The organism is Hymenobacter chitinivorans DSM 11115 (assembly GCF_002797555.1).
GTDB lineage: Bacteria > Bacteroidota > Bacteroidia > Cytophagales > Hymenobacteraceae > Hymenobacter > Hymenobacter chitinivorans.
Genome location: NZ_PGFA01000005.1, coordinates 286,611 through 305,680, shown reverse-complemented (window position 1 = coordinate 305,680; position 19,070 = coordinate 286,611). Strand labels below are relative to the sequence as shown.

The window sequence follows — 19,070 nt, the reverse complement described above, 5'->3', positions numbered from 1 at the left end:
ACAGGCCCCCGGAAAATCATTTCCGGGGGCCTGTCGAAAAAGTAACGGGCGGCTAAGTGCCGCGAAACTTAGTTGGTCAGCATTACCCGCTTGCTGACCATGCCTTGGCTGGTCAGGGCCTGCACGATGTAGACGCCACCGGGCACGGAACGGTCCAGGGTTAGCTGCCGGTTGATGCTGCCAGTCAGGCCAGCGGGCATTTGCTCGGTGCGCAGCACCCGGCCCATGTTGTCGAGGACCCGGATGGCCTGGCACACGCCGGCCGTTTGCAGATCTACGTTGAGCAGAGCCGCAGTACCGTACACTTCCAGGGCGGCCGGGGCCGCTGCATTCCCTTGCATATTCACCGTCAGAATGCGCGACAGGGACCAGGTACCATCGGTGTCGGTTTGGCGGAGGCGGTAGTAGTTCAGGCCCGGCAGCGGACGAGCATCCAGGCTGGAGTAGGTGCGCAGCGTGTTGGAGCTGCCCGCGGCCTCCACGGTAGCTACCGGCTCAAACTGGCGGCCATCGGCGGAACGCTCCACGGTAAAGGCCGCCGACCGCAGCTCGGAGGCCGTAGCCCAGCTGAGTAGCACGCGGCCCTCCTGGGGGCGGGCCGCAAAGCTTACGAGCTGCACGGGCAGCGGCGCCGCACAGGCATTCTGGGCTACTTCCTCCAGCGCAAACTCATTGCAAGTCAAGCCCTGAATACCGGTCGTGCCGCAGTCCGAACCCTGACCTTTGATGCAGACCTGCAGGTTATTGCCAAACAAGTCTTTCACCAGGCCGCGGCCGTTGCCCTGGGTCATCACGCAGCCATCAATGAAGACCTGGCCTGCGCCGTCGAGGTTGCCCGATTCGACGCTGTTATTGCCCTGCAGCAAAATAAGGTTGCCGTCGATGTTAACGCTGCTGTCGATGATGAGCGACGACTGGTTGGCCAGCGTGATGCTGCAGGCGGCTTCCAGCGGGGCGTTGATGTCGGCGTCGGCTTTGTAGAAGTTCAGGCTCGATACGTTCAGCACTCCGTTGGTCACCAGGCGCATTTTGTCGGGGCCGCTCTGGCTGCCGAAGCTCAGCGTGCGCCCAGCCACGTCTTGGACCAGCGAGCCGCCAGCATTAATGGTCAGCATGCCGTCGGGCCCAGTCACGGCGTAATCCTGGTTGAGCACCACGGCCGAGTTGATGACGATGACTTCGTTGGTTTCCTTACCGCGGGCAATGGTCGGGTCCGTGGGAACGGTTTGTCCGGTGGTGGTTCCGGTTACCGTCCATGTGGAAGCATCCGTCCACTTGCCGCCGCCGGGCTTGGAGGTAAAGGTAGTTTGGGCGTAGGCTTGACCGAAGGAGGCGGCGCTCAGAGCCAAAAACAGGACAAAAGAAAGTATATGAGATTTCATGGCAGTCAGGGTTTAAGATCCAAAATGTGGCTCTAAAATTTGCTATTCATACGTCATTGCGTATTTTGCGATACAAATAGACCGAAACAAAAGGGTAACTATTTTATTATAATTATATAACTATTACCGTATAAAGAGAATTTAATTAATATAACTTAAGCAACATAAAACATGCTTTAAAATCATTTAAGAGCCATATTTTGTAACTTTTATTATATTAAACAACAGCAATACTGTGGCGCTCCGCTACCGCTACCTCCGATAAAAAAGTAAAGAACAGGCACCCAAGGCGGCCCGCGGCCTAGCTTAAATGAGGTAATTGGGAAGGCCAGGGCAAGGGTTTTCACTTGGTAGCGCCCGAATTCCGGCCCAAACCCAAATGCCGGGGCCCGGTTATACTGCCACACTCCCAATTAACATTCTCCCCTATGGAAGTACTTACCGGCAAAACAGCCCTGGTAACGGGCGCAGGCAAAGGAATTGGCCGCGCCGTTGCGTTGGCCCTGGCTCAGGAAGGCGTGCGCGTGGCCCTGCTCGCCCGCACCCAACAACAATTAGAGGCCGTGGCCCGCGAAATTGAAGCCCAGGGCGGACAGGCTATGGTAGTCACGGCCGACGTGGCCGACCGCGCCGCCGTGGAAGCCGCCGTAGCGCAGGCCCTGGACCAGCTGGGTGGCAGCATCGACATTCTGATCAACAACGCCGGCATCGGCACCTTTGCCAAGCTCGTGGACATGGAGCCGACCGAGTGGGAAAAGATTATCCAGGTGAACCTGCTGGGTACCTACTACACCACCCGGGCCGTACTGCCGCAGATGATAGCCCGGGAAACCGGTGACATTATCAACATTGCCTCTACGGCCGGGCAGCGCGGGGCGGCCACTACCAGCGCCTACAGCGCCTCGAAGTTTGCCATTCTGGGCCTGACCGAGTCCCTGATGCAGGAGGTGCGCAAGCACAACATTCGGGTGTCGGCCCTCACGCCCAGCACCGTGGCCACGGAATTGGCCATCAGCAACAAGCTCACCGACGGCAACCCCGACAAGGTGATGCAGCCCGAAGATCTGGCCGAGTTCATCATTGCCCAGCTCAAGCTCAGTCGCCGCATCTTTATCAAGGAAGCCGGCATGTGGAGCACCAACCCGTAGCCGGGCTGGTAACCAGCCCAACTTAAAGCACAAAAAGCCCCCGGAAGTAGCTTCCGGGGGCTTTTTGTGTGTAAATGGCAAACGGGTTATTTCACTACCCGGCCGTCCTTGTCGATGCGTACGTCGGGCTTGGTTTCCGACTTGCCTTTGGTAACCATCGTACCGAAAGCACCTTTTTTCTCGAAGGACTGAATTACTTCATCCTCCACTGGGGTGCGCTTCACCACCGGGTTGTTGGCCCAGAACTCGGGGTCGTACTTGATGCTCTTGATGGCGGCCAAATCCCGGTCGTCGACGCTGACGCGGGCGTAGGGTACAGTGGTGGGCGTGGTGCTGGTATCGAAGAAGAACGTGAACGACGACACGGTGATTGGGGTGGCGGGCTTGCCGGGCGTGGTCAGGTCGGCGGCCAGGTTTACCTTCATGTATTCGAGCGGGGCCACGTCCTCCACGGTGTTCTGGAACGACATTTCGATGTCGAGCTTGGTGTTGCGGAATTTCTGGTCGGGGTTGGACGTGGTGGCCGTGAAGTTAGGCGTGGTCATGCGGTAGCGCACGATTTTGTAGCTATCCACGTCAATCCAGATGGTGCCTTCGGCCTTGTAGCGCGTCAGCTCGGGGCGGGTTATGAAGTCAATTTCGGCAATGCCACCCTTGGTCGTGTCGGGGCCGGCCACGATGCCTTTGAGCTCCAACAGGTAATTTTTCACCACGTTAGGGCTCAGCAGGGCCAGCGACTTAGTGGTGTCGGCATTGGCGTCATACAGGCCGTAGGACTTGGTGTAGAGCGAGAAGTTGCTGAAGCTGGTAATGCTGGGCTTGGCCGCGTAGCGCCCCTGGGCAATGGCCGTGCCCTCGATGCGGGCCGTGGTGGATTTCACGTTCCAGACTACCTCCTGCAGCTCGGTGGGGTCCCCGGCAATGCGGGTAGTTTGCCGGTAGAAGGCCTTGCCGTAGAACTTTTGACGGTTACTGCGCTGCAGCTGGCGGAAAGCCCGGTCGACGAGGCGGAAGGCGTAGCTGCCCACTTTTACCTCGGGCAGGGTGATGGTGGCCGAAGCCAGGGACACGCGCAGCAGCTCGGCGTTGGAGGTCACGCGCAGGGTGTCGCGCACGTGGCCCAGCTCCGAAATCAGCAGCGTCACGGGCAGCTTGTTGACCCGCAGGGAAAACTCGCCTTCGGTGTTGGTGGTGGTGCCCAGCGTGGTGCCGGGCACCGATACGCTGGCAAACGGCAGGGGCTGGTTGGAATCTTTGTCGAGCACGACGCCCCGCAGCTGCTGGGCCTGGGTTAGCTGGGTCAGGAGCAGCCCGAGCAGCACCAGAAAGAACGAGGGCCGAAACCGGCGGCACCGGGCGGCAACGGAAGTAACGAGAGCAGCAGAAGTCATCAAAACGGCGAAAAAGTGGACGGGAGCAATGCCCCGGGCTTACTGAACGACCAAGCCGGCGGGGTGCGTATGCGGCCTTGCAAAAGTAGGACCGGTTCGGCTATAGACCGGGAAAGTTTTCCAAGGTTGTTGGCCGCCGGGCTGGCGGCGGAGCTAAGCTTAATATATTCTTCACGCCGAAGCGCGGCCCAACCAGCATCTTTGCCCCATGAACTACCGGCTGTTATTGCTTTGCGGGCTTCCCTTACTTATTACCAATCCAGTCCAGGCTCAGCAGCCGAAGGTACTCACGCTGGCCTTTGGCTCCTGCAACCGGGTGGAGCTGCCCCAACCCCTGTGGCCCGTCATTGCCGCCGACAAGCCCGACGTCTGGCTCTGGCTCGGCGACAATATCTACGGCGACACCAATGACATGCAGGTGCTCAAGCGCAAGTACGACGCCCAGTTCAACCTGCCCGCCTACCAGCAGTTTCGCCGGCAGGTGCCCACTATCATCGGCACCTGGGACGACCACGACTACGGCCGCAACGACGCGGGCCGGGAATATCCTTTCAAAACGGAAAGCCAGCAGCTGGCCCTCGACTTTCTGCAGGAACCCGCGGGCAGTGCGCGCCGCCGGCAGCCGGGCCTGTACGCGGCCTATACTTACCGCGTGGGCTCGAAAAAGGTGAAAGTCATCCTGCTCGACAACCGCTACTTCCTCGACCCGCTGGAGCGCAACTTCGACCGGACCTACCAGCCCAACACCACCGGCGACATTCTGGGCGCGGCCCAGTGGCGGTGGCTGGAGCAGCAGCTCCGGGGCTCCGACGCCGACGTGCACATCATCGGCGGGGGTATCCAATTTTTGCCCCAGCAGCACCCCTACGAGAAGTGGGCCAACTTCCCCGCCGCCCGCCAGCGCCTGCTCAGCCTGCTGGTAACCAGCCGGGCCAAAGGCGTGGTGCTGCTCAGCGGCGACCGGCACATCGGTGAAGTTTCGAAGATAACCCTGGCCGGCCGCGCCCAGCCCATCTACGAAGTAACGGCCAGCGGCCTGACGCACTCGGCCACCCAGAATGCGGAAGAGCCCAACCAGTACCGGGTGGGTCCGCTCGTGAATCAGAAGCACTACGGGCTGCTGCGCTTCCGGCAGCAGGGCAAAAAGCTGCTGGCCACGGCCCTGCTCAAAGGCGAGGACGGTCGGGCCTTCTTTAGCCAGGAGTGGGAAGTCAACTAGGTTGGCGGCGGCACGGTTCTTCTTTGGCCGGGTTCGGTCGTTTTTAACATTGGTAAAAAGAAACGCGGGGTCCGGGCCCGACCTTTGCCGGCACACGTTTCCCTTCTGCCATGCCGTGGTTGTATTTACTCAAGCCCCAACACCTAGCCCCTGGCGCTGGCCGGCGCCTTCTTCAGCTGGGCCCGCACCCGGCTGAGCGTGACCTGGGTAATGCCCAGGTAGGACGCAATGTGGCCCAGAGCCACGCGCTGCAGCAGGTGCGGACTTTGCTGCAGCAGGTCGGCGTACCGCTCGGCGGCGGTGCGAAACTGCCGGGCAATGAGCTGCTGCTCGGTTTGGAGCCACACCCGCTCCACCATTACCCGCCCCCAGTTGGCCAGGTGCACATCCGTGTGGTAGAGCTGCTGGAGCCCGGCCATGGGCAGGCGAAACAAGCTGCTGTCTTCCAATAATTCGATGGTTTCGTAGCTCAGGGCCTGCTGGGTGTAGCCCCGAATGGAGGCCAGCACCGCCCCTTCGGCCGAAAACCAGAACGTCACCTCCCGCTCTGCCCGCCGGGCGTAGGCCCGGGCCAGGCCGCGCTGCAACACGTACACGTGCTGGGCGAGCTGGTCGTCCCGAAACAGGCGGGTGCCTTTGGGCAGCTCCACCGGCTCGGCCAGGGCCAGAACTTGCGCCAGCGAGGCGGGCGGCAGCGGATAAGTAGTTTGCAGAATCTCGGCCAGAGTTGGGGGCAGCATGGCAGGAAGTGGAAGCGGCAGGGCCCGCAGCGCCGGCGCACTGGTAGTAGCCACGGCAGCGTCGTGATTGATGACCGTTTTTACAAAGAAAGAAGAAATATGAGCCCGATTACCATCCGGCCCGCCACCGTGCAGGACCTGGCCCAGCTGCAGCAGATTGGCCGCCAAACCTTTTCCGAAACCTTTGCCGCCACCAACTCCGCGGCCAATATGCGCACGTATCTGGAGGAAGGCTTTGCCACGGAAAAGCTGACGGCGGAGCTGCAAAACCCCGACTCGCAGTTTTACTTCGCCGAGCTCAATAACGACGTCATCGGCTACCTGAAAGTCAACACCGGGGCGGCCCAGACCGAGCCCCAGGCGGCCGACGCCCTGGAAATAGAGCGGATTTACGTGCGCCAGGCCTACCACGGGCAGAAAGTCGGGCAGCTGCTCTACGAACAGGCTCTGCGGCTGGCCGACCAGGCCCGGGCCCGCTACGTGTGGCTGGGCGTGTGGGAGGAAAATCCGCGGGCTATCCGGTTCTACCAAAAAAATGGCTTCGTCGAATTCGGCCGGCACGTCTTCACCCTCGGCGACGAAGCGCAGACCGACATTCTGATGCAGCGGCCCATGACGAATAATTCCCACTAGCCAATGCTTCCCCAGCGGCCCCGGGCCCCAAAAGCAAAAACGCTCCGACCTGTTGGCCGGAGCGTTTACTACGGTTGGAACCGGGAAAAGACCAGGGCGCTACTCTTTCACGAACCGCTGGGAGGTAACCTGCCCGTTGCGGGTGATGCGCAGCAAATATACGCCCGGCTTGAGGCCCTCCACGGGCAGCCGCAGCTGCTTGCCTTTCGGGGTTCCCGCTACCCGGTGCTGACTTATTTCGTGCCCCTGCCCGTCGAGAATGGTTATTAGCACGGCTCCTTCGGCGGCGGGCACGGCGACGGTCAGCTCTGTTTGCGCCGGATTCGGGTATGCCGCTTCGGCCGCCGTTGCGGCCTGCCGGCTGGCCGGGGCCGGGCTAAAGCTCCACCAGTTCAGGTTGAAGCCCCCGGCCGGGATGCCAATGGCAATGTCCTGCCGGCCCGCGGGCAGCGTCACGGTGTGCGAAATAGTGGTCCAGGTTTGCCAGCCGCCGGTGGCGGGCACGCTCAACGTCCCCCGCTGGGTGGTGCCGGCGTTCTGCTCCAGGCTGATGCGCCCTCCGCCGCTGGGGCTGGCTACGCGGTACTGAATCAGGTAGCTACCGGCCGCCGGAATATCCACGGTATAGGCCAGCCAGTCGCCGGGGTCCAGCCAGCCCACGTTCAGGCCTCCGCCGGTGTCGGTGGTGGTTTCGGTTTGCACGCCGGCCATGGCATGGAAGCTTTCGGCCTGCACCACCGTGCCAGTGGTAGCCGGCGGAGTGGTGCCCCCGCCGCCCGTGCCGCCGCCGCCTCCGCCCGTGACGGTGCCGTTCCAGTTCTGGATGTAGCCCTTCACCAGAGCGCCCGACTGGGTCAGGAAACTATCCGACCAGGCCGCGCCGGGGCTGGTGCCGGGCTGCAGGGCCGAGGCCGACTCGGCCTTGTCGTTGAAGGCCCAGTTGGCGTGGCTGATGCCGTTCTGCTTCAGAAACGTCATCCACTCCTGGGTGGAGGCGGCATCAATGTAGCCGTTGCCGGAGGCTTCGGTGACGCCGTATTCCGTTACGAACAGGGGCACGCCCCGGCTGAGGGCCGTCTGGGCCTTGTCGCGCAGGCTCTGCTTGTGGGTGGCGGCGTAGAAGTGCAGGGTGTAGGCAATATTAGCGTACCGCGTAATCGGGCTGGCGGCGGCCACGTCCACGTCCTGCGACCAGGTCGGGGTGCCCACCACGATGATATTGTCGGGGTCAATGGCGCGGATGGCGCCGGCCACGGCTTCGGCGTAAGGCTTAATCACGCCGGTCCAGGAAACCTGCAGAGGCTCGTTATACACCTCGTAGATGACGTTGGGCGTATTGCCGTAGGTGCGGGCCATGTCCTGGAAGAAGGCAATAGCCTGGGTCTGGTAGCTTTCGGCGTGGTGGGAGTGCCAGTCGATGATGACGTACAGCCCCTGGGCCAGGGCGGCATCCACCACCGTTTTCACCTTTTGCCGGTTGCCGGTCGGGTTGCTGATGTAGCCGCCCGCGTCTTCCACGCCCATGGCCACGCGCACCACTTTGGCATTCCAGTTGTTGCGCAGCCAGCTCACGGTGTTGGCCGTGTAATATTTTTCGCCGCCCCAGCCGTCGTTGCTCCAAAACAGGCTGTTGCCGGCCAAGCTTACGGGTTGGCTGTTTTTGTCGACTATCTTATTGCCGGCCACCTGCAGCAGGCCGTACTGCTGCACCGGGGTTGAGGTTTGGGCCAGGGCGCCGTGGGCCAGCGTGGCAGCCACGCCCAGCAGCAGGTAGTTGGTCCACGCGTGGCGCGGACGGGGGAGGATGTTTTTCGGGGTTTTCATTGGAAGTACTGAAAGAATAGAGTGAATAGAAAGCGGCTTGCGGCAATAGGTGGTGCTTCTGGCAAGCGGCACTACAAGCCAGACGGGGCCGACGACTTCGACCGTAGCGGATAGGGCATAGCAAATCCCCCTGGACAGACCCAATGGGTTGTTTGGGGGCAATAGTTACGATAGGTAGCGGGCGGGGCCCGGAAGCTGCTGAACAGCCGCCGGCGCAGAGGGCAAGGAGCACGGCGGCTCCGACTGGTGTGGGTCGGGGCACGGGGCGTTGCGAGGGGAATGCCGCGGGGGCAGTAGATGGGGCAGCACTACAGGTGCGGGGAGTATAGCTTCAGAAGCCAATTCTCCCCCTAGAATCCTGTTCTGCCTCAATGTACGGCCCCGGCCGGAAAAAGGCTACGTAAATTGCGTCTATAGACGCAATAATAAAATACTTCCTATCAGTTATTTAAAAAGAACCATCCCGCCCGCTTTCTGGTAGCGGGGTCGTTTCTGACCAGCCCACCAACGGGCTTGGGGCCCCTGCCCTACCAGTGCTTCCAGCGGCTGGGGCCACCGGGCAAGGGGGAAGTGGCGCTTTCCCGTAAATTCGCCGTTTCACTAGCTCTGCGCCTGTTGTGACTTGCTCCCGCTTCTTTCCGCTTCTGTGGCTGCTTCTGGCCCTGCTGTATTCCCCGGACACGACGGCGCAGGGCCGCCGCAAATCCTCGACTTCCAAGAACAAGCCTCATCCGACGGCCAAGCGCGGCAAACTAAGCGCGGCGGCCCGGCGGCGCCAGGAAATCCTGGACTACCAGGAAGCCCAGGCCGCCAAGGCCCGCGCCCGGGCCCGGCAGACGGCTGCCAAAGCCAGTCCGGCTCCCGCCCCGACGGCCGGCCTTAAGCCCGCGGCCGTCAAAGCTGCCCCCGCCAAGCCCCGCGGCACCCAGCCGGTGCCCTTTGCCGCTCAGCTCAGCTCCTCGCGCTGGGTCGACTCGGTGATGAAGACCCTCACGCCCGACCAGCGCGTGGCCCAGCTCTTTATGGTGGCCGCTTATTCCAACCGCAAGCGCATCGACGAAGACTCGGTTTCGGCCCTGATTCAGCAGTACGGCATCGGGGGACTCATCTTTTTCCAGGGCGGACCGGTGCGGCAGAGCAAGCTGCTGAACCGCTACCAGAGCCAGAGCAAAGTACCTCTACTGGTGGCCATGGATGCCGAGTGGGGCGCGGGCATGCGCCTGGACAGCATCGTGAAGTTTCCGTTCCAGATGAGCATGGGCGGCATCCGTCAAAATCAGCTCCTCTACGACATGGGCCAGGAAGTGGCCGCCCAGTTTAAGCGCCTGGGCATGCACGTCAACTTCGCCCCGGTAGTGGATGTGAACAACAACGCGGCCAACCCCGTCATCGGCTTCCGCAGCTGGGGCGAGCAGCGCGAAAACGTGACTGAGAAGAGTTACCTCTACATGCGCGGCATGCAGGATGCGGGCGTGCTGGCCGTGGCCAAGCACTTCCCCGGCCACGGCGACACCGACACCGACTCCCACCTGGCACTGCCCCTGGTGCGCGTGGATAGGCGCCGCCTCGATACACTGGAGCTGTTTCCCTTCCGGGACCTGATGCGGCGCGGCCTGGGCGGCATCATGATTGCCCACCTCAACATCCCGGCCCTCGACTCCACGGGCATGCCCAGCACCTTGTCCAAGCCCATTGTGACGGGCATGGTCAAGCAGCAGCTGGGCTTCCAGGGCGTGATATTCACCGACGCCATGAACATGAAGGGCGTCATCAGCAAGTACCCGCCCGGCGAGGCCGACTTGCGCGCCTTGCTGGCCGGCAATGACATCCTGGAGTTTTCGAAGAACATTCCGCTGGCCCTGAAAATGGTGCGGGCCGCCATTACGGCCGGGCAGCTCAAGCAGGAAGACATTGATGCCCGCTGCCGCAAAGTACTGGCCCTGAAGCAGTGGGCCGGCCTGAACCACTACCGCCCCATCGAGCTGCGCAACCTCTACCAGGACCTCAACCCGGTGCACGCCCAGGCCCTGAGCCAGAAGCTGTCCAGTTTGAGCATCACGGTGCTGCGCAACCAGAAAAACTTCCTGCCCCTGCAGCGCCTCGATACCCTGCGCCTGGCCACGCTCACCATCGGCACCCGGGACACCACCGACTTCCAGCGCCTGGTGGGTGACTACGCCGCCGTGGACCACTACTGGCTGTCGGCCACGGCTACTTTGGATGAGCTGACCCGGATGCGGACCACCCTGCAACGCTACAATACCCTGCTGGTGGGCGTCAACAACCTGGGCCGCCTGCCGGCTACCAACTTCGGCGTGACGCCCGAAACCAACCTGCTGCTGCGGGAACTGACCAGCGCCAAGCAGCGGGTCGTCGTCAGCGTATTTGGCAATGCCTACGCCGTGGCCAAAATCCGGGACCTGGACCGGGCCGACGCCGTGCTGCTGGCCTACCAGGAAAGCCGCAACGCCCAGGAAATAACCGCCCAGGTAATTTTCGGCGGTATCGGGGCCAGCGGCCAGCTGCCCGTCACCGTCACCGATAAGTACAGCCAGGGCTACGGCCTGACCACCACCGGCGGGCTGCGTCTGCGCTACGGCTTCCCCGAAGACGCGGGCATGAACAACAACCTCGAAGCCCGCGTCGACTCCATCGTAAACCGGGCCCTGGCCGCCCGGGCCATGCCCGGCTGCGAGGTGGTCATTGCCCGCCAGGGCACGGTGGTGCTGCGCAAAAGCTACGGCACCTTCAGCTACTCTGACGCCCCGGCCCAGGCCGGCAAACCCAGCCGGGCGGTCCGCAATACCGATATCTACGACCTGGCTTCGCTGACCAAAGCCACGGCCGCCATTCCGGCCCTGCTCAAACTCCAGGAGCAGGGCAAATTCAGCCCCGACCAAACCCTGGGCTTCTACTTCCCCGAGCTCAAGGGCACCAACAAGCAGGATTTGAAGCTGCGCGACGTGCTAACCCACCAGGCCCGGCTCAAGGCCTGGATTCCGTTCTGGCAGGGCTATACCCAGCCCAAGGGCTTCCTGGCGGGCCTGTTTGCCGGCTTTAGTAAGCCCGACCCCAGTAAGAAGCCCGCTCCCGACGCTCAGCTTAGCCGCCGCTTCTTCCGCCCCGATTCCTCGGCCCGCTTCCCGCTGCAGGTAGCCACCAAGCTCTGGGGCCGCAAAGACCTGCCCGAGCAGCTCACCCGGCAGATTGGCGAGTCGGCGCTGAACGACAAGCCGGGCTACGTCTACTCTGACCTGTCGTTCTACCTCTACCCGCTGCTGGTGAAGCGCATCAGTGGCCTGCCCTTCGACCAGTTTTTGCAGCAGCAGGTGTATGGGCCGCTGGGCGCTACCACCCTGGGCTTCAACCCCACCCGCCGCTTTCCGCGCAGCCGCATTGCCCCCACCGAGTACGACTCCCTCTTCCGCCGCCAGCAGCTCCACGGCACCGTTCACGACGAGGGCGCGGCCTTGCTCGGCGGCCTCTCCGGCCACGCCGGCCTCTTCGGCAATGCCAATGACGTGGCCAAGCTGGCCCAGACCTACGCCTGGCAGGGCAAATACGGCGGCCAGCAAGTCCTGAAGCCCGAAATCCTGGCCGACTACACCCGCTGCCAGTTCTGCGACCAGGGCAACCGTCGCGGCCTGGGCTTCGACCGGCAGGCCGCCAAACCCGCCGGCAACACTGCCCACGACGCCTCGGCCAGCAGCTTCGGCCACTCGGGCTTCACCGGCACCTTCTTCTGGGTCGACCCGGAGCAGGAGCTGGTCTACGTGTTCCTCTCCAACCGCGTAAATCCCACCCGGCGCAACAACAAGCTCGGCGAGCTGAACGTGCGCACCGATATCCTGCAGGTGGCCCTGGAAAGTATCCGCAAGGCCCAGAAGGAACAGGTGGAGACTACGGTGGAGGAGTAGAACGCCCCCGTGTCCTTGCGAGGCGCAGCCGAAGCAATCCGTCCTCTGCGCAGCACAACCCGTCCTTTTACCAGACAGCCCTTTCCTACTGCGTGTAGGAAAGGGCTTTGTATTGGCGGAGTGTAGAGACGCAACCTTGCGTCTCGTCGTTGAACGATAATCGCAACAACGACAGCAACGATTGAGACGCAAGGTTGCGTCTCTACACCAGCCAACGAGAAAGGCCTTGTGGGTAAAGGTCAGGACTACCTGCGCAGAGGACGGATTGATTCGCAAGGACACGTAAAACGACCAGCTTATTCCCATATTAGCACATCAGCCCGTTCACCTCCCCTACCCAAACCGTATGCAAGGATTAATGATGAACGAGCCCCTGCGCATCGCCGGGCTCCTGCAGCACGCCGCCAAGTGGCACGCCGACACTGAAATCGTGACGCGCCTGACCGAGGGCGGCATCCACCGCTACACCTACCACGCCGCCCACCTGCGGGCTAAGCAGCTGGCCAATGCCCTGACAGATTTGGGTGTGCAGACCGGGGACCGAATCGGGACGCTGGCCTGGAACAACCACCGCCACTTCGAGCTCTATTATGGCGTTTCGGGTATTGGGGCCGTGTGCCACACGATTAACCCCCGCCTGTTTGCCGAGCAGCTCATCTACATCATCAACCACGCCGCCGACCGGTTCATCTTCTTCGACCTGACCTTTCTGCCCCTGGTGGAGAAGCTGGCCCCGCACTGCCCGCAGGTGGAAGGCTGGGTGCTGCTGACCGACCGGGCCCACATGCCCGAAACGAGCCAGCTGCCCGACCTGCGCTGCTACGAAGACCTGCTGGCCGCCCACAGCGCCGAGTTCGAGTGGCCTACCTTCGACGAGAATACCGCCTCCTCGCTCTGCTACACCTCCGGCACCACCGACCAGCCCAAGGGCGTGCTCTACTCCCACCGCTCCACGGTGCTGCACAGCTACGCCGCGGCATTGCCCGACTGCTTCAACTGCTCGGCCCGGGACGTGATTCTGCCCGTGGTGCCCATGTTCCACGTCAACGCCTGGGGTATTCCCTACCTGGCGCCCATGATTGGCTGCAAGCTGGTGCTGCCCGGCCCCGGCCTCGACGCGGCCAGCTTATTTGAGCTCTTCGAAAACGAGGGCGTGACCTTCTCGGCCGGGGTGCCCACCATCTGGTTTGGCCTGCTCACCTTCATGCGGGAGAAAAAGGCCCGCTTTAGCACCCTCACCAAGATGATTGTGGGCGGGGCCTCCTGCCCGCCGGCCCTGCTGCGGGCCTTCGACGAGGAGTTGGGCGTGACCATTCGCCACGCCTGGGGCATGAGCGAAACCTCGCCCCTGGGCACCGTCAACACGCCCAAGAGCCGGCAGCTGAGCCTGAGCCCCGACGAGCAGTTTGCCGTCAGCACCAAGCAGGGCCGCAGCATCTTCGGCATTGATATGAAGATTGTGGACGACGAGGGCCACGAGCTGCCCCACGACGGCACCGCCTTCGGCGACCTGCTCGTGCGCGGCCCTTTCGTGGCCGGCGGCTACTACCAGTCCGACAACCGCACCCAGTTTACCCCCGACGGCTGGTTCCGCACCGGCGACGTGGCCACCATCGACGCCGACGGCTTCATGAACATCACCGACCGGTCCAAGGACGTCATCAAGTCGGGCGGGGAGTGGATCAGCTCCATTGACCTGGAGAACCTGGCCGTGGCTCACCCCGCCGTAGCCGAGGCCGCCGTCATTGGCCTGCCCCACCCCAAGTGGAGCGAAAGGCCCCTGCTGGTAGTCGTCCGCAAGCCCGACACGGAGGTCAGCAAGGAGGAATTGCTCAACTTCTTCGAGGGCAAGGTGGCCCACTGGTGGAAGCCCGACGCGGTGGAGTTCGTCGACCAGCTCCCCCACACCGCCACCGGCAAGCTGCTCAAGACCAAGCTCCGCCAGGACTTCAGCGGCTACGAATTTCCCACGGCCGGCTAGCGGCAGCCACTTATTTACCCCGTTGTTTTATCTGTCATCCTGAACGAAACGAAGGGGAGTGAAGGTCCTTCACTCCCCTTCGTTTCGTTCAGGATGACGGGCGCGGGAGGACAGGACACACAACCCTGCTCCCGGCCTACTGCTTCGAATCCTGGCTTTGCATCTTCTTCTCGATGAGCTGTTGGAGCTCGGGAATGTTCTGCTGGAGGCGCTCCTGGCCCAGGCGCATGGTGGCCCGCAGCAGCTCGGGCTGCTTGTCGAGCAGCTTCTGCCCCGTCGGCGACTTATAGAAGGCCGTGAGGCTGCGCAGGTCCTTTTCGGTGAACTCGGTGGCGTAGAGCTGCACCATGTCGTCCTTGAGGGTGGCCCAGCTCATGTGCTTGGTCATGAACGTGCGCAGCTCGGGCTCCACGGCCTTCATATCGGGGCGCTGCTGCACCTGCATGGTCACCATCTGGTCGATGCTCTTGTTCGTGTTTTCCTCCATGTGCATCACCTGCAGCAGCTCCTCGGCGGCCTGCTGCTGCTTGGCGGATATGGCCACTACGGGCTTGGAGGCGGTAGTCGGTTGGGCGGCCAGGGGCAGCGCGCAGGTCAGCAGGGTGGCCAGGGTCAGGAGCTGTTTCATACCTGCTGGTACGCAAGGGGCCGCAAAGTGGCGGGCCGCCCGCTCATTTAGGAGCCGCGACAGTTCAGGTCCTGGTTGAGGTCGGGCACCCCAATTCCGCCGCCCGGCCTGGCCCCTGGCGCCGGGGAAGACCGGGAGTAGGTCCAGGGAAAGTGAATATTTCCGCTATACTCCCTCTAAGCTGCTTCTATACTGCCTCTATAGCGCCTCTATCCAAAGTGGCTACTAGGCGGCTTTTAGCGGGCCGCACCCAATTGGACTGGACTAAGACAGTCACCGAAAGCTTTGCCTACAGCGGGTAGCGGGCCAGGGCCGCGTTGCCGGGCCGGTCGGTGGCGCGCACTTCTACCGTGGTGCCGGGCAGGGTTGGAATGAGGGTCTGGGCGGGGTAGAGCCAGTGCAACCCATCGGGCTGGGGCTGGGCGGGGCCGGTTTCCAAGAGCTGCTGGTCGGGGCCCAGGATGCGGATGACCACGGCGGCTACGGCGAAGTTGTCGGTGGCCCGCACCCGGATAAGCTGGCCGGGCTGGCCGTGGTAGGCGCTCAGGTCGGTGGCGGTGATGGTGGGCGCGTGCATGTAGTCGGCCACGGCTACGTGGTAGGGCGCCCCGTGCCGGTCGTCGACGCCGGTGGCGTAGAGGGCGTACCCGGCGGGGTCGAGCACCTGGGCCGTGGCCCAGCGTTTGGCCGCGGCAAAGCGGTCCAGGTGCTCCTGCTGCTTTGGGGAGCGGGGCGCCTTTTTGGGCCCTTCGGCCACGGAGACGATGGTTTGGTCGCCGACCTGGCGGACGGTGATGTTGCCGAGAGTGCCGCTCAGGCCCCGCAGCAGGCTGTTTCCGGTTACACGAGCCATAGAGTAGTAGAATAGCAGGGGAAAGGTGGAGACGAACTACTCCTTAAGGTAGGAAAAGCCGGGCGGATTGGGGCCGGCTTCGGGGCTGTTAGGGGCTGACTAGCAGCCCGCTCCCACTGGGCGCGGCTCAGCTGCCCGGCTGCAGGGGCAGGCTGGCGGCCCCGATGATGCGGCGGGAGTCGTTTTCCTGGACCAGCACCACGGCCCGCAGGTGGGCGGGCTGCCACTGGGGGTTGAGCGGCAGGGCGGGCGTGGCGCGGAAGGTGCCGTCGGGGCGCACGGGGCCCAGGCTGCGCAGCTCCCGCACCACGGGGGCGTGGCGCAAGAGGCTGCCGGCATTTTCGCCCCGGCCCACCTGGGTCGAAAGGCCGGTTTCAGTAATAGCCAGCAGCACCGAGGCCGGGGCCGTGCCGGCGGGCAGGCTTCCCACGCTTACCTGCAGGCCGGTGCCGGCGCGGGTGAGCTGCACGGTGGCCCGGGGGGCCTTGGCGGCCTCGGCCACGGTGGTGGCCAGCTGCTGCTGGCGGCTGCCCACAAACTCGTAGCGCCCATTAACCACGGCCTGGGGCGTGTAGCTGTTGGTGTTGAAGTGGGCCGCGTACTGGCGCTGGCGCTGGGTAAACTGGGGAGAGGAGAACGGGTCCTGCCAGCCCAGGCGGTTCCAGTAGTCGACGTGCTGGCCCAGGGCAATGACCTCCACGCCGGGCACCGACTGGGCCGCTTCGAGCTGGCGCAGGGTGGCGTCGGCGGCGGGGCAGCTGGAGCAGCCCTCGGAGGTGAAGAGCTCCACCACGACCGGCACCCGGGCCGGGGCGGCGGGCGCGGGGCGGAAGCGGGAGCCGCTGAGCAGGGCGGCGGGCAGCAGGGCGGCGGCAAGGACGAGAAGGCGCATGGGCAGGGAAGCTAGAGGGTGGCTGGATAGACTGGTGCCGGGGCTGACGCGGACCGGACCGGAACCTTACGGCCGGCGGGCAAACTATTTGGGGGGTTGGCTGTAAGGAAGGGACGGGCCGGGCGTCTATCCGGTTGCAGGGCCCAAACGAGCCTGACTACCTGTAATTTACCATTCTATGCGCACTCTGTTGTTTTTGCTCGTGGCCGCGGCCCTCTTGGCCTTCACCGTGCTGCGCCCCGGCACCACCCGCCTCTCCGCGGCCGACAAAGCCGTGGCCGATACCTACCCCAAGCCCCGGCCGGTAACGGGCCAGCCTGGTGAGTTTCCGGTGCGCAAGACCGACGCCGAGTGGCGCAAGCAGCTCACCCCGGCCCAGTACTTTATTCTGCGCCAGCAGGGCACCGAGCCGGCCTTCCGCAACAAGTACTTCAACAACCACGCGAAGGGCCGCTACTACTGCGCCGCCGACCACAACCTGCTCTTCAGCTCGGAAACCAAGTTTGAGAGTGGCACGGGCTGGCCGAGCTTCTGGGCCCCGGCTGCCGAGGGCAGCGTGAAGGTTACGGCCGACAACACCCTGGGCATGAGCCGGGACGAAATTGTGTGCGCCCAGTGCGGGGGCCACCTGGGCCACGTCTTCAACGACGGACCCAAGCCCACCGGCCTGCGCTACTGCATGGACTCCGATGCCATGCTCTTCGAAGCCGCCAAGTAAGCTGTGCGCGCCGCTGCCCCCGGGTGGCGGGGCCTTTTCTTTGTCCTTGTCTTTCCCCCTACTCCCCGCTGCCATGAAACGCCTCGTCGCAAAGCACCCGCTGGCCATCCGCTGGTTTCACTGGCTCAACTTCCCGGTTCTGGCCCTGATGATCTGGAGCGGGCTGTGGATCTACTGGGCCAACGACGTGTACCGCCTCGGCTGGGGCCGCACGACGGTGCTCAAGTTCTTCCCCACCTCGTTTTACCAGGCCTTCCACATGGACCACAAGCTGGCCCAGGGCATGAGCTGGCACTTCGTGCTGATGTGGGTGTTTGCCCTGAACGGGCTGGCTTACGTGGCCTACACGCTCATATCGGGGGAGTGGCGCTACCTGCTGCCCACCCGTCACTCCTTCGCCGAGGCCTGGCAGGTGCTGCTCCACGACCTGGGGGTGCGCAAGGCGCCCCTGCCGGCGCGTAAGTTCAACGGGGCCCAGCAGATAGCCTACACGGCCGTTATCCTGATGGGGGCCGGCTCCCTGCTCACCGGGCTGGCCATCTACAAGCCCACCCAGCTGGCCGGGCTGACGGCGCTGCTCGGCGGCTACGAGTGGGCCCGGCTGGAGCACTTCGCTTTGACCATCGGCTACGTGCTGTTCTTTCTGGTCCACATTGCCCAGGTGGTGCGGGCCGGCTGGAATAACTTCCGGGCCATGGTAGCCGGCTTCGAGGTGGTGGACGTGCCCGAGGCCGGGCCCACGGCTCCCGCGGCGCCGGTTTCTTCTCCTACTGCTCCCCTTGCCTAAGCCATGACTGACCAACCCCAACCCGGCCGGCTGCTGACCGACGCCGAGGCCCAACAGGAAGCCGCCCGCCGCTCCCGCCGCTCGTTTATCACCCTGGGTCTGGCCGGCCTGGCCGGACTGGGCGGCTGGGGCTGGCTCGTAACCCGGCCCGCCGAGCAGGGCGTACCCCGGCCTTTGCGCAAGGTACTGGAAGCCAACGGGCAGCTGGCCGGCGAGTACCTGAGCAATGCCCAGCTGGCCCCGGTGTTTGCCAAGAGCCGGGCCCGGATGCCGCGCGTGAATGGGCACGTGGGGTTGAAGGACGAGCTGGACCTGGCCGCCTGGCGGCTGCGGGTGCAGGGCTACGCTCCCGGCGCCACGGCGCCCCGCCGCCAGGAGTTTACCCTGGCCGACATCCGGGCCCTGCCCCGGACGGAAATGACCACCGAGCTTAAGTGCATCGAGGGCTGGAGCACCGTAGTGACCTGGGCCGGGGCCCGGCTCGCCGACCTGCTGGCCCGCTACCCCCTGGCTACTGACCCCAACCCGGCCGCTGGCACCGGGCAGCCCGCCGACCAGGCCCGCTACGCCAGCCTGGCCACCCCCGACGGGAAGTACTACGTGGGCCTGGACCTGGCCAGCGCCCTGCACCCCCAGACCTTGCTGTGCTACGAGATGAACGGGCAGCCCCTGACGCTGGACCACGGCGCCCCCCTGCGGCTGGTTACCCCGCTCAAGTACGGCATCAAGCAGCTCAAGCGCATCGGCACCCTCACCTTCACCGACCAGCGCCCCGCCGACTACTGGGCCGAGCGGGGCTACGACTGGCATTCGAGTCTGTAGGGGGTTGGTTGATTGTTGTTTGCTGATTGCTGATTGCTGATTGTTGATAGTTGATTGTTGTTTGTTTCGTCTGTCATCACAAGCCTGCGAAGGACCTCCCGCACCTACCCCACAGTAGCTCGTGCCAATGTAGAA

Annotated in this window: 15 protein-coding genes; 8 read left to right on the top strand and 7 right to left on the bottom strand. The window is 63.7% G+C overall.

Annotation, left to right across the window (positions count from 1 at the left end; genetic code table 11):
• Positions 1–68: 68 nt before the first annotated feature.
• Positions 69–1,382 carry a hypothetical protein gene (locus tag CLV45_RS23935; protein WP_157807765.1) on the bottom strand — a complete coding sequence of 438 codons (1,314 nt, stop codon included), beginning with the start codon at positions 1,380–1,382 and terminating at the stop codon, positions 69–71.
• 428 nt (positions 1,383–1,810) lie between these two features.
• Here CLV45_RS23935 and CLV45_RS23930 point away from each other — a divergent pair, with 428 nt between their 5' ends.
• The gene (locus tag CLV45_RS23930; RefSeq protein WP_100339023.1) at positions 1,811–2,530 is read left to right on the top strand and encodes a 3-ketoacyl-ACP reductase; all 720 of its coding nucleotides are present in this window, start codon (positions 1,811–1,813) and stop codon (positions 2,528–2,530) included.
• 86 nt (positions 2,531–2,616) lie between these two features.
• On the opposite strand, the gene CLV45_RS23925 is transcribed toward CLV45_RS23930, so the two are convergent.
• On the bottom strand, positions 2,617–3,921 hold the full coding sequence (locus CLV45_RS23925) for a carboxypeptidase-like regulatory domain-containing protein (protein WP_100339022.1): 1,305 nt from the start codon (positions 3,919–3,921) through the stop codon (positions 2,617–2,619).
• A 208-nt stretch (positions 3,922–4,129) separates the two neighbouring features.
• Here CLV45_RS23925 and CLV45_RS23920 point away from each other — a divergent pair, with 208 nt between their 5' ends.
• Entirely contained in the window at positions 4,130–5,140 is a 1,011-nt protein-coding gene (locus tag CLV45_RS23920) for an alkaline phosphatase D family protein (protein WP_100339021.1), read from the top strand.
• A 143-nt stretch (positions 5,141–5,283) separates the two neighbouring features.
• Here the strand turns inward: CLV45_RS23920 and CLV45_RS23915 are convergent, their stop codons facing one another.
• Positions 5,284–5,880, bottom strand: a complete 597-nt coding sequence (locus tag CLV45_RS23915) for a Crp/Fnr family transcriptional regulator (protein WP_100339020.1) — start codon at positions 5,878–5,880, stop codon at positions 5,284–5,286.
• Positions 5,881–5,979: 99 nt separating this feature from the next.
• On the opposite strand from CLV45_RS23915, the gene CLV45_RS23910 reads away from it, so the two are divergent.
• Positions 5,980–6,513 (top strand): GNAT family N-acetyltransferase, encoded by a 534-nt coding sequence (locus tag CLV45_RS23910; RefSeq protein ID WP_100339019.1) that lies wholly within the window; start codon positions 5,980–5,982, stop codon positions 6,511–6,513.
• A 99-nt stretch (positions 6,514–6,612) separates the two neighbouring features.
• Here the strand turns inward: CLV45_RS23910 and CLV45_RS23905 are convergent, their stop codons facing one another.
• Positions 6,613–8,337, bottom strand: coding sequence for a cellulase family glycosylhydrolase (locus CLV45_RS23905; protein ID WP_100339018.1), 1,725 nt, complete (start codon positions 8,335–8,337; stop codon positions 6,613–6,615).
• Between the two features lie 617 nt (positions 8,338–8,954).
• Here CLV45_RS23905 and CLV45_RS23900 point away from each other — a divergent pair.
• Both CLV45_RS23900 and CLV45_RS23895 read left to right on the top strand, forming a co-directional pair.
• On the top strand, positions 8,955–12,254 hold the full coding sequence (locus tag CLV45_RS23900) for a glycoside hydrolase family 3 N-terminal domain-containing protein (RefSeq protein ID WP_245882981.1): 3,300 nt from the start codon (positions 8,955–8,957) through the stop codon (positions 12,252–12,254).
• Positions 12,255–12,600: 346 nt separating this feature from the next.
• On the top strand, positions 12,601–14,235 hold the full coding sequence (locus CLV45_RS23895; protein ID WP_211289990.1) for a 3-(methylthio)propionyl-CoA ligase: 1,635 nt from the start codon (positions 12,601–12,603) through the stop codon (positions 14,233–14,235).
• A gap of 136 nt (positions 14,236–14,371) precedes the next feature.
• Here CLV45_RS23895 and CLV45_RS23890 read toward each other — a convergent pair whose 3' ends face one another.
• The 3 genes from CLV45_RS23890 to CLV45_RS23880 form a co-directional block, all read right to left on the bottom strand.
• Positions 14,372–14,863: a DUF2059 domain-containing protein gene (locus tag CLV45_RS23890; protein WP_100339016.1), complete on the bottom strand. Its 492-nt coding sequence runs from the start codon at positions 14,861–14,863 to the stop codon at positions 14,372–14,374.
• 289 nt (positions 14,864–15,152) lie between these two features.
• Positions 15,153–15,716 (bottom strand): hypothetical protein, encoded by a 564-nt coding sequence (locus CLV45_RS23885; protein ID WP_100339015.1) that lies wholly within the window; start codon positions 15,714–15,716, stop codon positions 15,153–15,155.
• Between the two features lie 127 nt (positions 15,717–15,843).
• Complete coding sequence (locus CLV45_RS23880; protein WP_100339014.1) at positions 15,844–16,608, bottom strand: DUF1223 domain-containing protein; 765 nt, start codon at positions 16,606–16,608, stop codon at positions 15,844–15,846.
• A gap of 178 nt (positions 16,609–16,786) precedes the next feature.
• Here CLV45_RS23880 and msrB point away from each other — a divergent pair, with 178 nt between their 5' ends.
• From msrB to CLV45_RS23865, 3 genes are all read left to right on the top strand, one after another.
• Positions 16,787–17,326, top strand: a complete 540-nt coding sequence (gene msrB, locus CLV45_RS23875; RefSeq protein WP_100339013.1) for a peptide-methionine (R)-S-oxide reductase MsrB — start codon at positions 16,787–16,789, stop codon at positions 17,324–17,326.
• A 73-nt stretch (positions 17,327–17,399) separates the two neighbouring features.
• On the top strand, positions 17,400–18,113 hold the full coding sequence (locus CLV45_RS23870; protein ID WP_100339012.1) for a cytochrome b/b6 domain-containing protein: 714 nt from the start codon (positions 17,400–17,402) through the stop codon (positions 18,111–18,113).
• A gap of 3 nt (positions 18,114–18,116) precedes the next feature.
• Complete coding sequence (locus CLV45_RS23865; protein WP_100339011.1) at positions 18,117–18,935, top strand: molybdopterin-dependent oxidoreductase; 819 nt, start codon at positions 18,117–18,119, stop codon at positions 18,933–18,935.
• The last annotated feature ends 135 nt before the right edge of the window (positions 18,936–19,070 follow it).